17 protein-coding genes are annotated in these 20,696 nt (G+C 72.0%); 6 read left to right on the top strand and 11 right to left on the bottom strand.

What is annotated here, in order from left to right:
• Positions 1 to 126 precede the first annotated feature (126 nt).
• Positions 127 to 1,140, bottom strand: coding sequence for a LacI family DNA-binding transcriptional regulator (locus R2S09_RS31670; RefSeq protein ID WP_316744708.1), 1,014 nt, complete (start codon positions 1,138 to 1,140; stop codon positions 127 to 129).
• Positions 1,141 to 1,332: 192 nt separating this feature from the next.
• Between R2S09_RS31670 and R2S09_RS31665 the strand changes: the two genes are divergently transcribed.
• The 3 genes from R2S09_RS31665 (at position 1,333) to R2S09_RS31655 (ending at position 4,109) form a co-directional block, all read left to right on the top strand.
• Positions 1,333 to 2,040, top strand: a complete 708-nt coding sequence (locus tag R2S09_RS31665) for a DedA family protein (RefSeq protein WP_399145108.1) — start codon at positions 1,333 to 1,335, stop codon at positions 2,038 to 2,040.
• A gap of 95 nt (positions 2,041 to 2,135) precedes the next feature.
• Complete coding sequence (locus R2S09_RS31660; RefSeq protein WP_306187945.1) at positions 2,136 to 3,200, top strand: biotin/lipoate A/B protein ligase family protein; 1,065 nt, start codon at positions 2,136 to 2,138, stop codon at positions 3,198 to 3,200.
• Positions 3,201 to 3,392: 192 nt separating this feature from the next.
• Positions 3,393 to 4,109, top strand: a complete 717-nt coding sequence (locus R2S09_RS31655; RefSeq protein WP_306187947.1) for a hypothetical protein — start codon at positions 3,393 to 3,395, stop codon at positions 4,107 to 4,109.
• A gap of 59 nt (positions 4,110 to 4,168) precedes the next feature.
• On the opposite strand, the gene R2S09_RS31650 is transcribed toward R2S09_RS31655, so the two are convergent.
• The 8 genes from R2S09_RS31650 to R2S09_RS31615 form a co-directional block, all read right to left on the bottom strand.
• Complete coding sequence (locus R2S09_RS31650) at positions 4,169 to 5,701, bottom strand: NCS1 family nucleobase:cation symporter-1 (protein ID WP_306187948.1); 1,533 nt, start codon at positions 5,699 to 5,701, stop codon at positions 4,169 to 4,171.
• 26 nt (positions 5,702 to 5,727) lie between these two features.
• Complete coding sequence (locus R2S09_RS31645; protein WP_306187951.1) at positions 5,728 to 6,753, bottom strand: TIGR03842 family LLM class F420-dependent oxidoreductase; 1,026 nt, start codon at positions 6,751 to 6,753, stop codon at positions 5,728 to 5,730.
• Positions 6,754 to 6,772: 19 nt separating this feature from the next.
• The gene (hydA, locus tag R2S09_RS31640; RefSeq protein WP_306187953.1) at positions 6,773 to 8,176 is read right to left on the bottom strand and encodes a dihydropyrimidinase; all 1,404 of its coding nucleotides are present in this window, start codon (positions 8,174 to 8,176) and stop codon (positions 6,773 to 6,775) included.
• A 31-nt stretch (positions 8,177 to 8,207) separates the two neighbouring features.
• Positions 8,208 to 9,050 carry a nitrilase-related carbon-nitrogen hydrolase gene (locus R2S09_RS31635; protein ID WP_189899866.1) on the bottom strand — a complete coding sequence of 281 codons (843 nt, stop codon included), beginning with the start codon at positions 9,048 to 9,050 and terminating at the stop codon, positions 8,208 to 8,210.
• Positions 9,051 to 9,221: 171 nt separating this feature from the next.
• Positions 9,222 to 10,874 (bottom strand): PucR family transcriptional regulator, encoded by a 1,653-nt coding sequence (locus tag R2S09_RS31630; protein ID WP_316744704.1) that lies wholly within the window; start codon positions 10,872 to 10,874, stop codon positions 9,222 to 9,224.
• Between the two features lie 222 nt (positions 10,875 to 11,096).
• Positions 11,097 to 12,380: an aspartate aminotransferase family protein gene (locus R2S09_RS31625; protein ID WP_316744703.1), complete on the bottom strand. Its 1,284-nt coding sequence runs from the start codon at positions 12,378 to 12,380 to the stop codon at positions 11,097 to 11,099.
• The gene (locus R2S09_RS31620) at positions 12,377 to 13,219 is read right to left on the bottom strand and encodes a nitrilase-related carbon-nitrogen hydrolase (protein WP_316744702.1); all 843 of its coding nucleotides are present in this window, start codon (positions 13,217 to 13,219) and stop codon (positions 12,377 to 12,379) included. The genes R2S09_RS31625 and R2S09_RS31620 overlap by 4 nt, the downstream gene beginning before the upstream one ends.
• A 223-nt stretch (positions 13,220 to 13,442) precedes the next feature.
• On the bottom strand, positions 13,443 to 13,694 hold the full coding sequence (locus R2S09_RS31615; protein ID WP_316744700.1) for a helix-turn-helix transcriptional regulator: 252 nt from the start codon (positions 13,692 to 13,694) through the stop codon (positions 13,443 to 13,445).
• 52 nt (positions 13,695 to 13,746) lie between these two features.
• Here R2S09_RS31615 and map point away from each other — a divergent pair, with 52 nt between their 5' ends.
• Complete coding sequence (gene map / locus R2S09_RS31610) at positions 13,747 to 14,514, top strand: type I methionyl aminopeptidase (RefSeq protein ID WP_316744699.1); 768 nt, start codon at positions 13,747 to 13,749, stop codon at positions 14,512 to 14,514.
• Between the two features lie 214 nt (positions 14,515 to 14,728).
• Positions 14,729 to 17,293, top strand: a complete 2,565-nt coding sequence (locus tag R2S09_RS31605) for an ATP-dependent Clp protease ATP-binding subunit (RefSeq protein WP_316744698.1) — start codon at positions 14,729 to 14,731, stop codon at positions 17,291 to 17,293.
• A 74-nt stretch (positions 17,294 to 17,367) separates the two neighbouring features.
• Here R2S09_RS31605 and ggt read toward each other — a convergent pair whose 3' ends face one another.
• A complete protein-coding gene (ggt, locus tag R2S09_RS31600) occupies positions 17,368 to 19,200 on the bottom strand; it encodes a gamma-glutamyltransferase (RefSeq protein ID WP_316744697.1) in 1,833 nt (610 codons plus the stop codon).
• A gap of 117 nt (positions 19,201 to 19,317) precedes the next feature.
• Here ggt and R2S09_RS31595 point away from each other — a divergent pair, with 117 nt between their 5' ends.
• Complete coding sequence (locus tag R2S09_RS31595) at positions 19,318 to 20,094, top strand: hypothetical protein (protein WP_306187966.1); 777 nt, start codon at positions 19,318 to 19,320, stop codon at positions 20,092 to 20,094.
• A 145-nt stretch (positions 20,095 to 20,239) separates the two neighbouring features.
• Here R2S09_RS31595 and R2S09_RS31590 read toward each other — a convergent pair whose 3' ends face one another.
• Complete coding sequence (locus R2S09_RS31590; protein WP_316744696.1) at positions 20,240 to 20,686, bottom strand: DUF6278 family protein; 447 nt, start codon at positions 20,684 to 20,686, stop codon at positions 20,240 to 20,242.
• Positions 20,687 to 20,696 lie beyond the last annotated feature (10 nt).

Raw genomic sequence — 20,696 nt, 5'->3', positions numbered from 1 at the left:
GGGGGGGCGGGCGCGGGCGGCGGCGGCGGGGCCCCCCCCCGCCCCGCGCGCCCCCCCCCCCCCCCCCCCCCCCCCCCCCCCCCGCCCCTTTCGGCGGTCGCCGCGTCCGTCAGTCCGGGGCCACCGTCAGTCCGGGGCGACCGGCCCGGCGGTGCTCTCCCGGATCTGGAGCCTGGTCCGCAGCACCACGGTCTGCAGCGGTGCCGCACTGCCCTCCATGCGCTGCAGCAGCAGATCGGCGGCGGCACGCCCGAGCTCGTACGACGGCAGCTCCACCGCCGTCAGCGACGGCCGCACCAGCGACGCCCAGGGGACGTCGCCGAAGGAGAGCACGCCGACGCCGGGCGGGGTGCGGCCGGCCTCGCCCAGGGCGTCGATGGCACCGATGGTCATGAGGTTGTTGGTGACGAACACCGCGTCCGGCGGCTCGGGCAGGGCCAGCAGCTCGCGCATCGCAGCCCGGCCGCCCTCGACGCGGAAGTCGGCGTGCCGTACGTAGGCGTCGTCGGCCGCGATTCCCCCGCCCCGGGCCGCTTGCAGCGCCGCGCGGTAGCCGGCCAGGCGCTCCTCGGAGGTGGAGGCGCCCTCGGGTCCGGTGATACAGGCGATCCTGCGGTAGCCGGCCTGGAGCAGATGGCGGGTGGCCACCTCGCCGCCGTGCTGGTCGTCGGCCCTGACCGCGTCCACCTCGGCGTCGTGCGGCCGCCGGTCGACGGCGACCACGGGCACGCCCCGGGCGATGAGCGGCCCCAGGTCGGTGTCGTCCTGGGAGGCCGCCGCCACGATCACGCCCGCCATCTGCTCACCGAGCGCGACCTCCAGGTAGCGCCGCTCCTTGTCGGTGTCCTCGTCGGAGTTGCACAGCACCACCGAGAGACTGGTGCGCTGCGCGGCGTCCTCGACACCGCGGGCGAGCGAGGTGAAGAACGGGTTCTCGATGTCCGGGATGATCAGGGCGATCACGCTGGAGCGCTGCTTGCGCAGGCTTCGCGCCAGCCGGTTGGGCGCGAACCCGAGCTCCGCGGCGGCCTGTTGCACGGACTGGGCGCGTTCCGGTGTGACCCTGCCGCCGTTGAACACACGCGAGACGGTCGCCGGGGATACTCCGGCGGCTCGCGCCACGTCATGGATCGTCACCACCTGTGTCCGCATCCTTTCACCGGGTCCGGCTTCCCACCCTACCCTGCTGGTGAAAAGGATTTCACCCCCGTGTTGAGCGGGCCCGGCGGGGAACAGGCGGCTGTGCCGCCGCCACGGGATGCTGGAGGGAGGCGGGGCGCGACGGGAGGGACCGGAACGCGATGACGCGATGAGGCGGACGGCAGGGAGGCGATGGAGGTGATCGCCGTCGATCCGACGGACAGCGCCTCGGTGCTGGCCGCCTTCGGAGCCCTCGGGGTGCTCGTGGTGATCTTCGCGGAGTCGGGTCTGCTGGTGGTCGGCTTCTTCCTGCCCGGGGACACGCTGCTGTTCCCGGCCGGTGTGCTGTGCGCGGGCAGCGCCCAGCAGGTGCCCCGTCTCCAGCTGTGGCAGGTGCTGCTGTGCGCCGCCGTCGGCGCCGTGGCGGGAGGGCAGGTCGGGTTCCTGATCGGTCGGCACGGCGGGCGGGCGCTGCTGGCCCGTTCCTCCAGCCGGCGGCTGCGGCAGGCGGCGGCACGGGCGGAGCGGCTCCTGGCCCGCTACGGCCACGGAAAGGCCCTGGTCATCGGCCGCTTCGTGCCGATGCTGCGGACGGTGCTGCACCCGGCGGCCGGCGCGCTCGGCGTGCCCACGCGCACCTTCACCGTGTGGCAGGTGGTCGGCGGCCTGCTCTGGTCGCAGAGCCTGGTCCTGGCCGGGTACACCCTCGGCTCCTCCGTCCCCCATGTCGAGGACTACCTGCTGCCGCTGGTCGCCCTGGTCGTCGTCCTCTCCCTGCTGCCCCTGCTGGCCGAGGCCCGCCGCACCCACGGCACCCGGCGGGCACGGGACCGCTCGCGCCGGGACCGCTCGCGCCGGGACCGCTCGCGCCGGGACCGCTCGCGGTCGGCCCCGCCCTGACCGGGCGCTCCGCGCCGACCGGGCGGGAACGCCCGCGGGAACACCCCGGCCGCCCCCGGCGTTGATCTCGTGCGGCAGGAACGGAGGTCCGGACAGTGCACGGTGAGTACAAGGTGCCGGGCGGGAAGCTCGTCGTCGTGGACGTGGAGGCCGATGGCGGGGTGCTGCGGCAGGTGCGGGTGGCGGGCGACTTCTTCCTGGAGCCGGACGAGGCGCTGGACGCCGTGAACGGCGCGCTGGAGGGTGCCCCGGCGGACACGGACGCGGCGGGTCTGGCCGCCCGGATCGACGCCGCGCTGCCGCCGGGCACGGTGATGTACGGGCTGACCTCGGAAGGCGTCGGCGTCGCGGTGCGGCGCGCGCTGGCGCACGCCACCGACTGGACGGACTACGACTGGCAGCTGATCCACGACGGCGCCCAGTCCCCCGCGCTGCACATGGCGCTGGACGAGGTGCTGACGGCCGAGGTCGCCGCGGGCAGGCGGTCTCCGACGCTGCGCGTGTGGGAGTGGGCCGCCCCCGCGGTGATCATCGGCAGCTTCCAGTCGCTGCGCAACGAGGTGGACGCCGAGGGCGCCGCCCGGCACGGCGTCGAGGTGGTACGCCGGATCTCCGGCGGCGGCGCGATGTTCGTCGAGCCGGGCAACACGATCACGTACTCGCTGTCGGTGCCCGAGGCGCTGGTGCAGGGGCTGTCCTTCCAGGACAGCTACGCCTATCTCGACGACTGGGTGCTCGGCGCGCTCGGCGACATGGGGATCCGCGCCTGGTACCAGCCGCTGAACGACATCGCCACCGACCAGGGCAAGATCGCCGGCGCCGCGCAGAAGCGGGTCGTGGGCCCCGATGGCGGCCCCGGCGCGGTGCTGCACCACGTGACCATGTCCTACGACATCGACGCCGACAAGATGCTCGAGGTGCTGAGGATCGGCCGGGAGAAGCTGTCCGACAAGGGCACCAAGAGCGCGAAGAAGCGGGTGGACCCGCTGCGCCGGCAGACCGGCCTCGCGCGCGAGGCCGTCATCGAGCGGATGATCGAGTCCTTCGACAGCCGCTACGGACTGTCGGAGGGCAAGGTCACCGACGAGGAGCTGGCCCGCGCCGAGCAGTTGGCCCGGACGAAGTTCACCACACCGCAATGGACGGCACGGGTGCCCTGAGGCACGGACACCCCACGCGCGCCCGGGTGCCCTGACGCACCGACACCCCACGCGTGCCCCGGTGTCCCGGCTCCGTCACCGCCCGTGCACGCAGCGAGTTCGCACTTCCGCCCCACAAGGACTCGTGTGACACTGTCGTACCGTCCATACTGTGGACGGCCTCCGCATCGTCCCCCACACGAGAAGTGCGCCGTGCGTGATCTCCCCCTGCCGCTCGCGCTCACCGCGCGGCTGACCCCGGTCGTCGTCCTGGCCTGTGCGGGCTGGGCACTGACGTCCGGGCCGTTCGCGGCGTCGTCCGCCGACGGGCACCGGGACGCCGGGCAGGACACCCACACCACCGACGCCGGGTCCTCCTCCTCGTCCACGTCCTCCTCCTCGTCCGGCTCGGCCACGGCGCCCTCGTCGGCCGCCGAGTCCAAGGCGTACGCGTCCGCTCCGGCGCCGTGCACCGCCATCGCCACCAAGACGATCACCTCGCTGGTGCCGGGTGCGAAGACGGCGGGCAAGGAGATCCCGTCGACGGACACCAAGGTGCGCCGCACCTGCTCCTGGAACGCGCTGAAGGGATACGACTACCGCTGGCTCGACGTGTCCTTCGAGATCACGCGGTCGGACGCGGCGGCACAGAAGTCGTACGAGCAGCGCACCGCGGAGAAGAGCGGCGGCGGGGCGGTGCCCGACCTCGGTGACGCCGCCTACTCCGTCGTCAACCTCACCACTCAGGACAAGCAGCAGACCCGTGAGGGCGTGGTGATGGTGCGGGCCTCCAACGCGCTGGTGACCGTCACCTACAACGGCAGCGACTTCGAGACGAAGAAGGCGCCGGGCACGGACGAGATCAACAAGGGGGCCATCAAGGCCGCCCGGGAAGCGGTGTCCGCGCTGAAGGGCGGCCAGGGGAACTGACCGCCCTTCGGGCCGCCCTCCCGACCGCCCTTGCCCGCCTCGGGTCTCGGGTGCGCCCGTCAGGCGACGGTCCTCTCCCGGGTGGGCGGGCGCATCAGCATGAGCAGCAGGTACAGCACCATCGACGTGCCGAGGCCCACCGCCCAGCCGTAGTCGGCGAGCGGCTTCAGCGCCGGGATCGGACGGCCGTCGACGAGCGGATGGAAGTCCGCGCCGCCGATGGCGAGCACGCCGCCCGCCACGAACGCCACGACCGCCCGCCAGTTCCAGCCGGCCGCGTACCAGTAGCGCCCGCCCCTGCGGTACAGGTCGACGAGGTCGAGCCGGCTGCGGCGCAGCACCCAGTAGTCGGCGACGAGGATGCCCGCGACCGTGCCGAGCAGCCCGCCGACCAGGCCCAGCCAGGTGAAGATGTAGCCCTGCGGGTCGGCGTAGAGCTTCCACGGGCAGATCACCACGGCGAGCACGGCGGTGACGAGGGCTCCGGCGCGGAAACTGACCTTGCGGGGCGCGATGTTGGAGAAGTCGAACGCCGGCGAGACCAGGTTGGCGGCGATGTTCACCGACAGGGTGGCCACCAGCACGGTGACCAGGGCGTAGAGCAGGCCGACCACGTTGTCCGTCTTGGCCGCCAACTGCACCGGGTCCCAGACCGGTTCGCCGTAGACGGCCTGCGAGCCGGAGGTGACCAGCACCGACAGGAAGGCGAACAGGGTCATGGTGGTGGGCAGGCCGAGCGCCTGGCCCCGGGTCTGCGCCTTCTGGCTCTTTCCGTAGCGGGTGAAGTCGGGGATGTTCAGCGACAGCGTCGACCAGAAGCCGATCATGCCCATCAGGGAGGGCGCGAACAGCTTCCAGAAGTCCGCTCCCCAGCCCAGTTTCGACGGCTGGTCGAACAGCGGGCCGAAGCCGCCGGCCTTGCTGCTCATCCACCACAGCATCACGAACGCGCCGACGAGCACGAACGGCGCCGCCCAGTTCTCGAACCGGCGGATCGTCTCCATGCCCCGGTAGATCACGGCCACCTGGATCACCCAGAAGATCGCGAACGACAGCCACATCGTCCAGGCGTGGCCGCCGAACTCGGCGGCCTTCGACCAGCTGTCGCCGATGAGCTTCCCGGCCAGGAAGTAGATCGCCTCGCCGCCGATCCAGGTCTGGATGCCGAACCAGCCGCAGGCCACCAACGCCCGTACCACGGCGGGCAGGTTGGCGCCGCGCACCCCGAAGGAGGCACGGGCGAAGACCGGGAAGGGAATGCCGTACTTGGGTCCCGCGTGCCCGGTGAGCAGCATCGGGACGAGCACGATCACATTGGCCAGGGCGATGGTGAACACCGCCTGCTTCCAGTCCATGCCGACGGCGATCAGACCGGAGGCAAGGGTCCAGGAGGCCGTGTTGTGGGCCATGCCGACCCACAGCGCGGAGAAGTTGTACGTGGTCCAGGTGCGCCCGGCCACGGGGACCGGCAGCAGGTCCGCGTTGGCGTAGGGGCCGCTGGGCGGTGGAGTGCCGGGGGCGATCTCCACCCGCCCGTCGGCGAGGGTCACCTGGGCGGACGGCGATATGCCCCAGGGAGCGGTGTCGGTCATGGGCAGCCCAATCGGATGGCGACCGGTTATCTGGAGTTGACGACGGGAATGACCTCGCGGCCGTACGCGTCGATCACGGCTTCCTGCGCGTCGTGCATGTCGTACACGGCGAACTGGTCGACGCCCAGTTCGCGCAGCGCGTTCAGCTTCTCGATGTGCTTCCCGACCGGTCCGATCAGGCAGAACCGGTCGACGATCTCGTCGGGCACGAAGGCCGTGTCCGGGTTGCCGCTGCGCCCGTGGTGGGCGTAGTCGTAGCCCTGGCGGGACTTGATGTAGTCGGTGAGTTCGTCGGGGACGGCGGCGGAGTGCTCGCCGTAGCGGGCGACCAGGTCGGCGACGTGGTTGCCGACCATGCCGCCGAACCAGCGGCACTGCTCCCGGGCGTGGGCGAGAGCTTCGGGCGAGTCGTCGGCGGTGACATAGGCGGGGGCGGCGACGCAGATCGTCACCTGAGCCGGGTCGCGTCCGGCCGCTGCCGCCGCGTCCTTGACCGCCTTGACCATGTACTCGGTCAGATAGAGGTCGGCGAGCTGGAGGATGAACCCGTCCGCCTCCTCGCCGGTCATCTTCAGCGCCTTGGGGCCGTACGCGGCCATCCAGACGGGGAGTTCGGCGCCCGGCTTGATCCAGGGGAACCTGATCACCGTGCCGCCGCCGAGGTCGGCCTCCTCTCCCCGGGCCAGGGCCCGGATGACCTTCATGGCCTCACTGATCCGGGCCAGCGTGTTGGGTTTGCGGCCCGCGACGCGCATCGCGGAGTCGCCGCGGCCGATGCCGCAGACCGTGCGGTTGCCGAACATGTCGTTGAGAGTGGCGAAGGTGGAGGCGGTCACCTCCCAGGTGCGGGTGCCCGGGTTGGTGACCATCGGGCCGACCGTCAGCTTCCCGGTGTTCGCGAGGATCTGGCTGTAGATGACGAACGGCTCCTGCCAGAGCACGGCGGAGTCGAAGGTCCAGCCGTAGCGGAAGCCGTTGCGCTCGGCCCGCTGCATCAGGCTGACGACGCGGGAGGCCGGCGGGTCGGTCTGCAGGACGAGTCCGAAGTCCATGGCGTCCTTGGCTCTCTTCCTAGTTGAGGTACTGACAGGTGGAGCGAGGCGTGTAGACGCCGTGGCCGGGACGTCCCGTGTACTCCCGTCCGGTGATCACGGGCTCGCCGCGGGAGAGCACGGTCTCCACCCGGCCGGTGACGCGCCGGCCCTCGTAGGCCGAGTAGTCGACGTTCATGTGGTGGGTCTCGGCGGAGAGGACCTGCTCGGCGTGCGGGTCGTAGATGACGACGTCGGCGTCGGCGCCGGGGGCGATGGTGCCCTTCGTGGGGTACATGCCGAACATCCGGGCCGGGGTGGCGCAGGCGATCTCGATCCAGCGACGGCGCGAGATGTGCCCGTCGACGACGGCCTGGTGGAGGAGGTCCATACGGTTCTCCACGCCCGGCATACCGTTGGGGATCTTGGAGAAGTCGCCCCGGCCCAGCTCCTTCTGGCCGCTGAAGCAGAACGGGCAGTGGTCGGTGGAGACCACCTGGAGGTCGTTGGTGCGCAGCCCCTTCCACAGCGCCGCCTGGTGGTCCTTGGGGCGCAGGGGTGTCGAGCACACGTACTTCGCGCCCTCGAAGCCGGGCTCGGCGAGGTTGTCGGTGGACAGGAACAGGTACTGCGGGCAGGTCTCGCCGAACACCGGCAGTCCCTCGTCGCGGGCCCTGGCCAGCTCGGCGACCGCCTCGCGCGCCGAGACGTGCACGACGTACAGGGGGGCGCCCGCGACCTGTGCCAGGCGGATCGCGCGGTGGGTGGCCTCGGCCTCCAGCAGGGCCTTGCGGACCTCGCCGTGGTAGCGCGGATCGGTCTCGCCGCGGGCGAGGGCCTGCTCCACCAGGACGTCGATGGCGATGCCGTTCTCGGCGTGCATCATGATCAGCCCGCCGTTGTCGGCGGCGCGCTGCATGGCCCGCAGGATCTGGCCGTCGTCGCTGTAGAAGACCCCCGGGTAGGCCATGAACTGCTTGAAGGAGGTGACACCCTCCTCCACCAGCAGGTCCATCTCCTTCAGCGTCTCCTCGTTCACATCGGAGACGATCATGTGGAAGCCGTAGTCGATGGAGCAGTGCCCCTCGGCCTTGGCGTGCCAGGCGTCCAGGCCCTCGCGCAGGGAGCCGCCGACGCTCTGGATCGCGAAGTCGACGATGGTGGTGGTGCCGCCCCAGGCGGCGGCCCGGGTGCCGGTCTCGAAGGTGTCGGAGGCGTAGGTGCCGCCGAACGGCATCTCCATGTGGGTGTGGCCGTCGACCCCGCCCGGGATCACGTACTTGCCGGTCGCGTCGATGGCCCGTTCGGCGGTGAACGCCTCGGCGGCCGGGGTGCCGGAGGCCGCGAGGGCGGCGATACGGCCGTCCTCGATCAGGACGTCGGCGTGGATCTCGTCTGCGGCGGTGATGACGAGGCCGCCGCGGATGACGGTACGGCTGCTCATGCTCCCTCTCCTGCCAGGTGGACGGTTGCGGTCACGGGGCGGTCAGCGGCGTGTAGGCCCCCGGCGCGCGGTCGCGGTAGAACTGCCAGCGGTCGCGGACCTCGCGCAGCTTGGCCAGGTCCAGGTCGCGGACGACGAGTTCGGTCTCCTTGTCGCTCGCCACCTCGCCGACGAACTGGGCCTCGGGGTCCACGAAGTAGGAGGTGCCGTAGAAGTCGTTGTCCCCGTACTCCTCGACGCCGACCCGGTTGATCGCGCCCACGAAGTACTCGTTGGCGACGGCCGCCGCCGGCTGCTCCAGCTGCCACAGATAGCCGGACAGGCCGCGTGAGGTGGCCGAGGGGTTGAAGACGATCTCGGCGCCGGCCAGGCCCAGTGCGCGCCAGCCCTCCGGGAAGTGCCGGTCGTAGCAGATGTAGACGCCGACCTTGCCCACCTTGGTGTCGAAGACGGGCCAGCCGCTGTTGCCGGGGCGGAAGTAGAACTTCTCCCAGAAGCCGCGGACCTGGGGGATGTGGGTCTTGCGGTACTTGCCGAGGTAGGAGCCGTCGGCGTCGATCACGGCCGCGGTGTTGTAGAGGACGCCGGGCTGTTCCTCCTCGTACATCGGCAGGACGAGGACGATGCCCAGTTCCTTCGCGAGCGCCTGGAAGCGCCGGACGATCGGCCCCTCGGGGATCTGCTCGGCGTACTCGTAGAAGGCCGGGTCCTGCACCTGGCAGAAGTACGGGCCGTAGAACAGCTCCTGGAAGCACAGGACCTGGGCGCCCTGCGCGGCGGCGTCGCGGGCGGCCTGCTCATGGACCTGGATCATGGATTCCTTGTCGCCGGTCCAGGCGGTCTGGAAGAGGGCGGCACGGATCACACGGCTCATCGGGACCTCCGCTCGTTCGGTGTGCGGGGTGTGCGGTGTCCGCAGAGCGTAGGAAGCCGGCCGGTCCGCTTTGAGGTGCACCGTGTCACGTCCGCGGGGGTGCGGCGTGCCACCGTGTCACTCGGGCTCCGTGCCATGTTTCACCGCCGTTTCCCCAGGTGGTCACGGGTTTCACTGCTGTTGCGCGTCGTGCGCGAGGAGGGCTATGTGCACCGAGGCGGCCTGTTCGAAGTCGTCGAGGTCCACCCCGAGGCGGGCCTGTATGGCCTCCAGGCGGCGGTAGAGCGCGGGCCGGGAGACGTGGTGGAGCTGGGCGGTGCGGGACTTGTTGCGGCCGGTGGCGAGGTAGGTGCGCAGCACGGCGAGCAGATCGCGGTCGGCCCGGCACAGCAGCCCGTTCAGCTCCCGCTCGGCGAAGGACTGCACATGAGGGTCGTCCCGCAGCAGCCGGACCAGGCCGCGCAGGTGCACGTCCCTCAGCCGCACGACGGCCGGGAGGTCGAAGGCGGGGGCGGAGTCCGCCACGGCGTCGGCGACGTGCCGGGCCTCGCGCAGCCCGGCGGGCACGTCGTCCCAGGCGGTGCGGGCGTCCGCGGCGGCGACGACCGTGCCGGCCCGGTGCGGCTCCACCGTGCCGGCCCGGTGCGACTCGGTGCGCAGCCGGACCGCGAAGCGCTCGGTGAGGGCGTCGGCGTCCTGGTCGCGGGCGAGGCTGAGCAGGACCGCGGTGGAGCCGTCGCCCTGCCCGCCGATCTCGGCGACCAGCCCGCGCAGCCCCAGCAGCCGCAGCAGCCGGTCGAGTTCGGCGGGCTCGCCGTCCCGCACCACGAGGGGCACGAACGTGCGCCGGTTGACGGGCAGTCCGGCGGCGCGCGCCCGGGGCAGCAGCTGCCGGGCCGGTACGACGCCGCTGAGCAGGTCGGTCAGCAGGCCCTGCGCGGACTGCTCCTCCCAGGTGCGGCCCGCGGCGCCGCCGAGCATCCGGTGCAGCACGAGGGCCTCGGCGGCGCGGTCGGCCAGCAGCCGTCCGGTGGCGATGTCCCCGCGGTGCCCGCACAGCACGATCCGCCCCCACCGCTCCCCGCGCCCGCCGAGTTCGGCGCGGATCCAGCCGTCGCCCTCGCTTCCTCCCCCAGTGCCTGAACGGCCTGGGTGGTGCCCCCATGCCTGTCGGGCGATGCGTTCCCAGTCGCGCAGCACGTCGTCCACCGCCGACCGCTCCCCCGCCGTGGCGAGGACGCGGTGGGCGAGGTTGGTGACGACGACGGGGCAGGCGCTGTGCTGGGCGATCTCGTCCAGCAGCGCCTGGAGCGGGGCGCCCGCGGTGATCAGCGCGGTCAGGGTGGTGCGGACGGACTCCGACAGGCTGACGGCGGCGAACTTCCGCCGCACCAGCCGGGACTGGACCTCCTCGGTCAGCTCGGCGAACGGGAACGGGCGGTGCAGGACCACCAGGGGCAGCCCGCACCGCTCGGCGGCCCGCCGCATCACGTCCGGCGGCCGCGGGAACGCCCGTCCGAGGCCGAGGACGACGGCGGCGGCCTCCGCGCGGTGCAGGGAGCGGATGTACTCGGCCTGTTTCTCCTCGTCGCCGGCGAGCAGCACGCCGGTGGTCAGCACCATCTCGCCGCCGTTGAGCATCACGCCGACGTCCGCCGCCTCGGCGACGTGCACCCAGCGCACGGGCCGGTCGAGGTGGCCCGCGCCGGCGACCACCTCGGGCTCCCCGGCGAGCACCCGCTCCAGGGCGAGCACCTGACGGACCGACAGGGGCGGTTCCGGGGAGTTCGACGGGGCCGGGGGCCGGTCCGAGACGGTGGTCATGGCGACGTTCCCCTCTGTTTGCGGCTCGGTTCACCTCTGCTTGCGGCTCGGTTCGCCTCCGGGGCGCGCCAGCCGGGGTCGAGGGTGCGACCGTGCTCGGTCCTCCGGGCCTCCGCGCTCCCCCACGCTCGAATCCGCTCGCGCGGGGGGACTCCCATCCCCCTCGACACCGGCGCGCCCCGTCGGCTCACTCGCCTTGCTCGGCGCTTTCCCGTGCGTACCTCAGTACGCGGCGCTCAGCGCGCCTTCCAGGATCGCGGCGCCCTCCTCGGCCTCCGCGACGGTCAGGGACAGCGGTGGGGCGATGCGCAGGGCGCTGGTGTTGTGGCCGCCGCCCTTGCCGATGAGCAGCCCGCCCTCGCGGGCCGCCTCCAGCACGGCGGCGGCCGCCCGCGGATCGGCCTCGTCCGTGCCGGGCCTGGCCAGTTCCACGCCGATCATCAGTCCGCGCCCGCGCACCTCCCGTACGCCGGGCAGGCCAGCCGCGACGGCCCGCAGCCGTTCGATGAGCAGGCCGCCGACCCGCCGGGCGTTGCCCTGAAGGTCGTGCTCCACCAGGTAGTTGAGGTTGGCGAGGCCCGCGGCCATGGTGATCTGGGTGCCGCCGAAGGTGGAGATGCTGTTGGCGTCCAGGCAGTTCATGATCTCGGCGCGGGCGACGACCCCGCCGATGGACATGCCGTTGCCGATGCCCTTGGCGAAGGTGAGCATGTCCGGCGGCCCGCTGCGCCCGTGCGCCTGCCAGCCCCAGAAGTGCTCGCCGGTGCGGCCCCAGCCGGTCTGCACCTCGTCGGCGATCCACAGGATGCCCTGCTCCCGCAGCACGTCCCGGAAGGCGGCGTACAGCCCGTCGGGGGGCGAGGTGAAGCCGCCGACGCCCTGGATGGGTTCGGCGATCAGCGCGGCGGGCGCGCGGGTGTGGCCGAGGAGGTCCTTGAGGTCCTCCACGCAGGCCGCGACGAAGGCGTCGTCGTCCAGGTGGGCGAACGGGCCGCGGCTGCGGACGCCTCCGTGGACGTACAGCGTCTGCAGCGGGGACAGGGAGGTCGGGGACCAGCCGCGGTTGCCGGTGATGCCGATGGAGCTGAACGAACGGCCGTGGTAGCTGTTGCGCATGGCCAGGATCGTGTTGCTGCGCCGGTAGGTCGTCGCCAGCAGCAGCGCGGTGTCGTTGGCCTCGGTGCCTGAGGTGGTGAAGAAGACCCGGGCGTCCGGGATGCCGCTGAGCTGGGCGATGCGCTCGGCGAGCTCCACCATGGGCCGGCTGAGGTAGAGCGTGGAGGAGTGGATGATCCGGCCGGCCTGCTCGCTCACCGCCTTGGTGACCTCGGGCAGCGCGTGCGCGGTCATCGTGGTCAGGATCCCGCCGAAGAAGTCCAGGTAGCGCCGGCCCTCGGCGTCCCACACGTACCGGCCCTCGCCGTGGGTGATCTCCAGCGGGTCCTCGTAGTAGAGGGCGAGCCAGTCGGGCAGCACGGCCCGGTGACGGTCGTACAGGTCGTTCACGGTGTGACCAGCCCTTCGTAGGCGTCGGGACGGCGGTCGCGGTAGAAGGCCCACTGCTGCCGCACCGCTTCGATGAGGTCGAAGTCGAGGTCGCGGACGACGAGCTCCTCCTTGGAGTCACTGGCGACGTCCCCGACGAACTGACCGCGCGGGTCGACGAAGTAGCTCGTTCCGTAGAAGTCGTTGTCGCCGTACTCCTCCTGGCCGACGCGGTTGATCGCGGCGACGAAGTACTCGTTGGCGACGGCCGCCGCCGGCTGCTCCAGCCGCCAGAGGTAGGAGGACAGGCCGCGGTGGGTGGCGGAGGGGTTGTAGACGAGCTGGGCGCCGTTGAGGCCGAGCTGGCGCCAGCCCTCCGGGAAGTGGCGGTCGTAGCAGATGTAGACGCCGACCCTGCCGACGGCGGTGTCGAAGACGGGCCAGCCCAGGTTGCCGGGTTTGAAGTAGTACTTCTCCCAGAAGCCCTTGACCTGCGGGATGTGGTGCTTGCGGTACTTGCCGAGGTAGCTGCCGTCGGCGTCGATCACGGCGGCGGTGTTGTAGTAGAAGCCGGACTGCTCGACCTCGAAGACGGGGACGACGATCACCATGCCGGTCTCGCGGGCGAGGTCCCGCATCCGGCGCACCGTCGGGCCGTCCGGGACCGGCTCCGCCCAGCGGTAGTGCTCGGGCTCCTGGACCTGGCAGAAGTACGGCGAGTTGAAGACTTCCTGGAACCCGATGATCTTCGCGCCCCGGCGGGCCGCCTCACGGGCGTGCTGCTCGTGCTTGGCGACCATGGACTCGGTGTCGCCGGTCCAGGTGGCCTGGACCAGGGCCGCACGGACGACGTTGGCCATGAGCTGCTCCTTCGACGTACGTCAGAGCCTGTGTCACCTCCGCGCCCGGCCGGGGTGTGACACGGACTCCCAGCCTCTACGCCCGTAGAACGAGCCTAGAGGCACGAACGTAAGCCTCCTGGGCGGCCTTGCCAAGACCATCGCCGTGAACCCGCTGAGTCGATCGCGTTTCGCAACTCCTGTGGGTGAGTGCCGGCGGGTGCCGGCGGCGCGGGGCCGCCCGTCACACCTCGACCGGTGTACAGCGCCCGACCAGCTCGTCCATCGACAGCCCGAGGGCGCGGGCCAGCGCGGCCACCGTGAAGAAGGCCGGGGTCGGGGCCCGGCCGGTCTCGATCTTGCGCAGCGTCTCCGCGGAGATGCCCGCGCTCGCCGCGATCTCCGTCATGCTGCGGCCGCCGCGCGCCTCGCGCAGCAGCAGCCCGAGCCGCTCGCCGCGTTCGCGCTCTTCGGGGGTGAGTGGGGTGCGCACCATGCCGTCATTCTACGGCGAAGACCGGGATTCAAATACCGGTATAGTAATTGGCATGGTGGAACTGAAGACGGACACATCGATCGACGCCATGTACGAGGCCGGCCAGGTCGTGGCGCGAGCGCTCACCGCGGTGAGCCGGGCCGCGGACGTGGGCGTCTCCCTGCTGGAACTCGACGAACTGGCACGTGAGGTGCTGCGCGAGGCGGGCGCGACCTCCCCCTTCCTCGGCTACCTGCCCTCCTTCGCCCCGACGCCCTTCCCCGCCGTGCTGATCGCCTCCGTCAACGACGCGATCGTGCACGGCATCCCCACCCGGTACCGGCTGCGCGACGGCGACCTGCTCTCCCTGGACTTCGGCGCCGAGCTGGGCGGCTGGGTCGGGGACTCGGCCCTCAGCATGGTCGTCGGCCGGCCGCGCCGCGCGGACCTGAAGCTGATCGAGACGGCCGAGCGGGCGCTGGCCGCGGGCATCGAGGCGGCCGTGGTCGGCAACCGCATCGGCGACATCGCCCACGCCGTCGGCTCGGTGTGCCGTGCGGCGGGCTACGGCATCCCGGACGGCTTCGGCGGCCACGGCGTGGGCCGCCGCATGCACGAGGACCCCGCCGTGCCCAACGAGGGCCGCCCCGGCCGGGGCCTGCCGCTGCGCCACGGCATGGTCCTCGCCATCGAACCCATGCTGATCGCCGGCGGCACCGACGGCTACCACGCGGCCCCCGACGGCTGGACCCTCCGCACGAACGACGGCTCCAGGGCGGCCCACGTCGAGCACACGGTGGCGATCACGGAGAGCGGCCCGAGGATTCTCACGCAACGGTGAGGTGAGAGCCCTGGGAGCGCGGGGCCGTGCCGATGTGCGGCCGCCGCCGCGTGGGCCCGACCGGCCCCGACGGAGCCGCACCCGCGCAAGGGACCACCCCCGAGCTCGTGGGCGCCCGACATGCCCGAAGAAACGGAACATGCAATCGTGGCATGAGCCCCACTTTTCCCGGTTACCCGGCGGGAGCCCCACGTCAGCGAAGGAACGGAAAACGATGACCAGCGGCTTCATCGGCCCGGAGGGCGACCCCTTCGGCGAATTCTTCGCCCGCTTCTTCGGCGGCGGACCACGCCCCGGTCCCCGGCACGTCGACATCGGCAGGCTGCTCAGCCAGCCCGCCCGGGAGCTCGTCAAGGGCGCGGCGCAGTACGCCGCCGACCACGGCAGCCGGGACCTGGACACCGAGCACCTGCTGCGGGCGGCGCTCTCCACCGAGCCCACCCGCAGCCTGCTCAGCCGGGCCGGCGCGGACCCGGACTCGATCGCCTCGCAGATCGACGAGCGCTCGGGCCCCGTCCACGGCCCCGCGGGCCAGGGCCCCGGGGGCGAGCCCCCACCGCCGACCTCCCTCTCCCTCACCCCGGCCGTCAAGCGCGCCCTGCTGGACGCGCACGACATGGCGCGGGCGAGCGGTGCCGGGTACATCGGCCCGGAGCACGTGCTGAGCGCGCTCGCCGCGAACCCCGACTCGGCGGCCGGCCACATCCTGAACCAGGCCCGGTTCGCCGCCTCCGGGCTGCCTCCCGAGGCTCCGGACACCACCGCGCCGCCGAGGGCGGAGCGGCAGCGCACCACAGCGACACCCACCCTCGACAAGTTCGGCCGGGACCTCACCGACCTGGCCCGTCAGGGACGTATCGACCCGGTGATCGGCCGGGACCAGGAGATCGAGCAGACCATCGAGGTGCTCTCCCGGCGCGGCAAGAACAACCCCGTGCTGATCGGTGACGCGGGCGTCGGCAAGACCGCCATCGTGGAGGGGCTGGCGCAGCGGATCGCCGACGGGGACGTGCCCGACATCCTGATCAACCGCCGGGTGGTGGCACTGGACCTGACGGGCGTGGTCGCGGGCACCCGCTACCGGGGCGACTTCGAGGAGCGGCTGAACAACATCGTCACCGAGATCCGGACCAACTCCGAGCGGCTGATCGTCTTCATCGACGAGCTGCACACGGTGGTCGGCGCCGGCGGGGGCGGCGAGGGCGGGTCGATGGACGCGAGCAACATCCTCAAGCCCGCCCTGGCCCGCGGCGAGCTGCACGTCGTGGGCGCGACGACGCTGGAGGAGTACCGGCGGATCGAGAAGGACGCGGCGCTGGCCCGGCGGTTCCAGCCGATCCTGGTGCCCGAGCCGTCCGTGGCGGACGCCATCGAGATCCTGCGCGGGCTGCGCGACCGCTACGAGGCGCACCACCAGGTCCGCTACACCGACGAGGCGCTGGTGGCCGCCGTGGAGCTGTCCGACCGGTATCTGACCGACCGGCGGCTGCCGGACAAGGCGATCGACCTGATCGACCAGGCCGGCGCCCGGGTACGGCTGCGGGCGCGGACCAAGGGCACGGACGTACGGGCCATGGAGCGCGAGGTCGAGCAGCTCACCCTGGACAAGGACCAAGCGGTCGCGGACGAACGGTACGAGCAGGCCACGCAGTTGCGTGACCGGATCGCCGAGCTGAAGCAGCGGATCTCCGAGACCGGCGGGGAGGAGGAGGCGGACGAGGGCCAGCTGGAGGTCACCGCCGAGTCGATCGCCGAGGTGGTGTCCCGGCAGACCGGCATCCCGGTCAGCAGCCTCACCCAGGAGGAGAAGGAGCGGCTGCTCGGCCTGGAGGAGCATCTGCACCGGCGGGTGGTCGGCCAGGAGGAGGCCGTCGGCGTGGTCGCCGAGGCGGTGCTGCGCTCCCGTGCCGGGCTCGCGAGCCCGCACCGGCCGATCGGCAGTTTCATGTTCCTCGGCCCCACCGGCGTCGGCAAGACGGAGCTGGCCCGGGCCCTGGCCGAGGCGCTGTTCGGCAGCGAGGACCGCATGGTCCGCCTGGACATGAGCGAGTACCAGGAACGGCACACCGTCAGCCGGCTGGTGGGCGCCCCGCCCGGGTACGTGGGCCACGAGGAGGCCGGTCAGCTCACCGAGGTGGTGCGCCGGCACCCGTACTCGCTGCTGCTGCTCGACGAGGTGGAGAAGGCCCACCCGGACGTGTTCAACATCCTGCTCCAGGTGCTCGACGACGGGCGGCTGACCGACTCCCAGGGCCGCACGGTCGACTTCACCAACACCGTCATCGTGATGACCAGCAATCTGGGCTCGGAGGTCATTTCCCGGCGCGGCGGCGCCGGTATCGGGTTCGGTCAGGGCGGCGCCGACGCGGACGAGGAGGCGCGGCGCGAGCGGATCCTGCGCCCGCTGCGGGAGCACTTCCGGCCCGAGTTCCTCAACCGCGTCGACGAGATCGTGGTCTTCCGGCAGCTCACCGCGGAACAGCTGCGGCAGATCACCGACCTGATGCTGGAGCAGACCCGTCGGCTGATGCACGCGCAGAGCGTCGCCGTCCGGTTCACCGACCAGGCCGTGGACTGGCTGGCGCAGCACGGCTACCAGCCGGAGTACGGTGCCCGGCCGCTGCGCCGCACCATCCAGAAGGAGGTCGACAACCAGCTGTCGCGTCTCCTGCTGGACGGCCGGGTCGGCGAGGGCAGCCGGGTCACGGTGGACGTGGAGGACGGCCGGCTGGTGTTCCGCACCGAGGACCGGGAGCCCACGGCCGCCCCTGCCGAGTGAGGGCCCCGCGGCCTTGCCGAGTGCCGAGTCAGGGCCTTGCGGTGTTCTACGGCGCCGGGTGCGCCCGCCATCGGCTACGGCGCCGGGTGCACCACCATCGCCGAGCCGCCGCCGCGCCGTACCTTCTCCGCCGCGGCCAGCCACCTGCCGTTCGGCAGGCGCTGTACGCCGGTGGCCGCGCCGATCTCCGGATTGAGCTTGAAGGAGTGCCCGATGGCCTCCAGCTGCTGCCGCAACGCGCTGTCGTAGAGGCCGGGTTCGAGTTCGGTCTGGGCCGCGTTGCGCTGGCTGGCGCGGGGTGCGGCGATCGCGTCGACCAGCGGGAGGTGCCGGTCGAGGAACCCGGTCAAGGTCTGGAGCACGGTGGTGATGATGGTGGCGCCGCCGGGCGAACCCAGCGCCACCACGGGCCGGTTGTGGGCGTCCAGCACGATCGTCGGCGACATCGACGAGCGCGGCCGCTTGCCCGGGCCGGGCAGGTTCGGGTCGTGCACGGCCGGGTTGGCCGGGGCGAAGGAGAAGTCCGTCAGCTCGTTGTTGAGCAGGAAGCCCCGGCCGGGCACGGTGATGCCGCTGCCGCCGGTCTGCTCGATGGTGAGGGTGTAGGAGACGACGTTGCCCCAGCGGTCGGCGACCGTCAGATGGGTGGTGTTCTCGCCCTCGTACGTCGTCGGGGCCGCGGTGCCCCCGGTGCCGCAGGCCGCGGGGTGGCGCGGGTCGCCGGGTGCGAGCGGGCTGGTGAGGACCGCGTCGTCCTTGATCAGGCAGGCGCGGGAGTCGGCGAACCGCTGGGAGAGGAGTCCCGCGGTGGGTACGTCCTCGAAGGCGGGGTCCCCGACCCAGCGCCCGCGGTCCGCGAAGGCGATCCGGCTCGCCTCGATGAAGTGGTGCAGGTACTGCACCTCGCTCGCCTTGGACAGGTCCGTGTTCTCCAGAATGTTCAGCGCCTCGCCCACGGTGGTGCCGCCGGAGGAGGAAGGCGCGATGGAGTAGACGTTCAGGCCGCGGTAGGACGCCCTGGTGGGGGCCTGGAGCTTGGCCTGGTAGGCCGCGAGGTCCTTCTCGGCGAGCTTGCCCGGGCGGGCGTTCCAGCCCGAAGCCGGGTCGACCGGCGGGTGGTTGACGGTCTCGACGATGTCGTCGCCGATGTCCCCGCGGTAGATCGCGCCGATGCCCTTGCGGCCGAGCTCTTCGTAGGTGCGGGCGAGTTCGGGGTTCTTGAAGGTGGAGCCGACGACCGGGAGCCGGCCACCCGGCAGGAACAGCTTCGCGGTGTCCGGGAAGTAGCGGAAGCGGGTCTCGTTCGAGGCCGTCTGCGAACGGAAGGTGTCGTCGACGGTGAAGCCGTCTCGCGCCAGCCGCTCGGCGGGCTTCAGGACCGTGCCGAGCCGCCTGCTGCCCCACTCCTCCAGCGCCTTCTGCCAGGTGGCGGGGGTTCCCGGCGTTCCCACGCTCAGGCCGCTGCTGACGGCGTCGCTGAAGGCGAGCGGCTTGCCGTTCTCCAGGAAGAGATCGGAGTCGGCGGTCAGCGGCGCTGTCTCGCGGCCGTCGATGGTGTGGACGGTGCGGGTGCGGGCGTCGTAGTAGACGAAGTAGCCGCCCCCGCCGACGCCCGCGGAGTACGGCTCGGTGACACCGAGGGCGGCCGCGGTGGCGACGGCCGCGTCGACGGCGTTGCCGCCCTTCTTCAGCACCTCGATGCCGGCCGCCGAGGCGTCCTGGTCCACGCTGGCGACGGCGCCGCCGTAGCCGACGGCCACGGGGACCTTCGGGGCCGGTCCGGGCCTCGCTGCCGGTCCGGGCTCGGCGTGGCCGGGGTGCGCGGTGGGCGGCGCTGCGGCCCCCAGCGAGACCACGGCGGCCGAGACCGCGAGAACAGCCAGTTTCCGAGCGACAGGGCGACGCATCCGCACCTCCTGGGAAGGGCCGTTCACGCAGCCTAATCCATCACCATGGTCACGTCAGGTCAGCGCGGAAACCGGTTTCGAACACGGGTTTGCGTCCGCCCGCTAACATGCGCGCCCATGAATGACGACGTGCGCAACATCGTCCTGGGCGTGATAGCGGCCGGCATCAGTGCCGCGCTCGGCTGGCTGACCCGCACCTACCTCTGGAAGCGGAAGCTGCGGCGCAAGCAGGCGTTCTTCGGGTTGCCGGAGAACTCCGAGTCGCTGCTGGTGGTGAACCGGAACGCCTCCGGACCCGAGCTGGCGGTGATGCGCCATGACGTGTTCGCGCTGCTGGAACTCGCCGCACTGATCAAGGAGTGCCGGGCCCACGCCCAAGTGCTGCCGCACGACACGGCACGTCAGGGCTTCGGTGAGCGCACCGAGTTCTGCGTCGGCGGACCGGCCTCCAACCGCCGTACGGCCGCGCACCTGGGCTCTCTGCTGCCCGGCGTGCAGGTGAACGTGGATGCCGAACCGGGGCCGGACCGCGGCGCCTTCCAGATCGGCTCCGAGCGCTATCGGCTGGAGGGCGGCCGAGCCGAGTACGTGCTGCTCGCCCGGCTCACCGTCGGCGACAGCCACGGCAACCGGCCGGTGTTCCTGTTCTGCGGTCAGACCGCGATCACCAACCAGGCCGCCACGCGCTACCTCGCCCGCAACCACGAGCGGCTGGCCCGCAAGCACGGCAGGAACTCCTTCGTCCTGCTGCTGAAAGTGGTGAACCCCCAGGCGTACGGCCCGGACGTGGTCGAACTCGTCGCGGACGTGACCCGGGCGGCCCGGACTCCGCTGCCCTCGCCGGAGCCCTCGGCCGATTCGGCGTCGAGCACCACCCGCCCGGCGCGCAGCTGACCTTCTGCTCACCGGCGGGCGACGCGTCGCAGCTGTCCGTCCCGCCGCGCGAGCAGTGATCTCCGGCTGCCGCCGGCCGGGTATGGCTCTGTGAACCGCTGTCCCCCTGCGAACGGCCGTGAACGGCACATCGTAGTCCCCGCCCTCAGTTCTCCGCGACCTCCGCGTACAGCTGGGAGAGTTCGGGGACACCGCTCTCGGCCCATGCGTGCCCGACCTCGACGACGTCGAACTCCCGTCCGGAGGCGAGCCGCACCACAGGACGGCTGCGGGGCCGGATCCGCCAGGCCGCGCCGGGGACGGTGCGCACGATGACCGTGCCCAGATACAGGCCCGCGTCGTTGCCCAGCCAGGACGCCTTCTCCGCGTCGTCCCGCCAGCGGGGCAGGAGCTGATCGAGCGCCTCCAGCGAGGCCGCCGACTCGTCGAGCCGGACGTCGGCCTCGGACGCCTGGGCGCGCAGCAGCTCACAGGTGGCGAGGAGGTCGGCGAGGCCATCGGGGTCGGGCGAGCCGTCGTCGGCGGAGAGCACCGTGCCACCGGGAGCCGGTGCCTGCTTCTTGCGCCGGTTGCCCACAAACGGGATGTTCATGGCTCCAGCG

It is taken from the genome of Streptomyces sp. MK7 (assembly GCF_032658145.1).
GTDB lineage: Bacteria > Actinomycetota > Actinomycetes > Streptomycetales > Streptomycetaceae > Streptomyces > Streptomyces spiralis.
The sequence above is the reverse complement of the archived record's forward strand: the minus strand, read 5'-3'. Positions and strand labels throughout refer to the sequence as shown.

Excerpts from the sequence above, each read along its gene's own strand:
- R2S09_RS31665 (WP_399145108.1), top strand. The coding sequence starts at position 1,333 with ATGGAGGTGATCGCCGTCGATCCGACGGACAGCGCCTCGGTGCTGGCC.
- R2S09_RS31650 (WP_306187948.1), bottom strand. The coding sequence starts at position 5,701 with ATGACCGACACCGCTCCCTGGGGCATATCGCCGTCCGCCCAGGTGACC.
- R2S09_RS31645 (WP_306187951.1), bottom strand. The coding sequence starts at position 6,753 with ATGGACTTCGGACTCGTCCTGCAGACCGACCCGCCGGCCTCCCGCGTC.
- hydA (WP_306187953.1), bottom strand. The coding sequence starts at position 8,176 with ATGAGCAGCCGTACCGTCATCCGCGGCGGCCTCGTCATCACCGCCGCA.
- R2S09_RS31635 (WP_189899866.1), bottom strand. The coding sequence starts at position 9,050 with ATGAGCCGTGTGATCCGTGCCGCCCTCTTCCAGACCGCCTGGACCGGC.
- R2S09_RS31630 (WP_316744704.1), bottom strand. The coding sequence starts at position 10,874 with ATGACCACCGTCTCGGACCGGCCCCCGGCCCCGTCGAACTCCCCGGAA.
- R2S09_RS31620 (WP_316744702.1), bottom strand. The coding sequence starts at position 13,219 with ATGGCCAACGTCGTCCGTGCGGCCCTGGTCCAGGCCACCTGGACCGGC.
- R2S09_RS31615 (WP_316744700.1), bottom strand. The coding sequence starts at position 13,694 with ATGGTGCGCACCCCACTCACCCCCGAAGAGCGCGAACGCGGCGAGCGG.
- map (WP_316744699.1), top strand. The coding sequence starts at position 13,747 with ATGGTGGAACTGAAGACGGACACATCGATCGACGCCATGTACGAGGCC.
- R2S09_RS31605 (WP_316744698.1), top strand. The coding sequence starts at position 14,729 with ATGACCAGCGGCTTCATCGGCCCGGAGGGCGACCCCTTCGGCGAATTC.
- ggt (WP_316744697.1), bottom strand. The coding sequence starts at position 19,200 with ATGCGTCGCCCTGTCGCTCGGAAACTGGCTGTTCTCGCGGTCTCGGCC.
- R2S09_RS31595 (WP_306187966.1), top strand. The coding sequence starts at position 19,318 with ATGAATGACGACGTGCGCAACATCGTCCTGGGCGTGATAGCGGCCGGC.
- R2S09_RS31590 (WP_316744696.1), bottom strand. The coding sequence starts at position 20,686 with ATGAACATCCCGTTTGTGGGCAACCGGCGCAAGAAGCAGGCACCGGCT.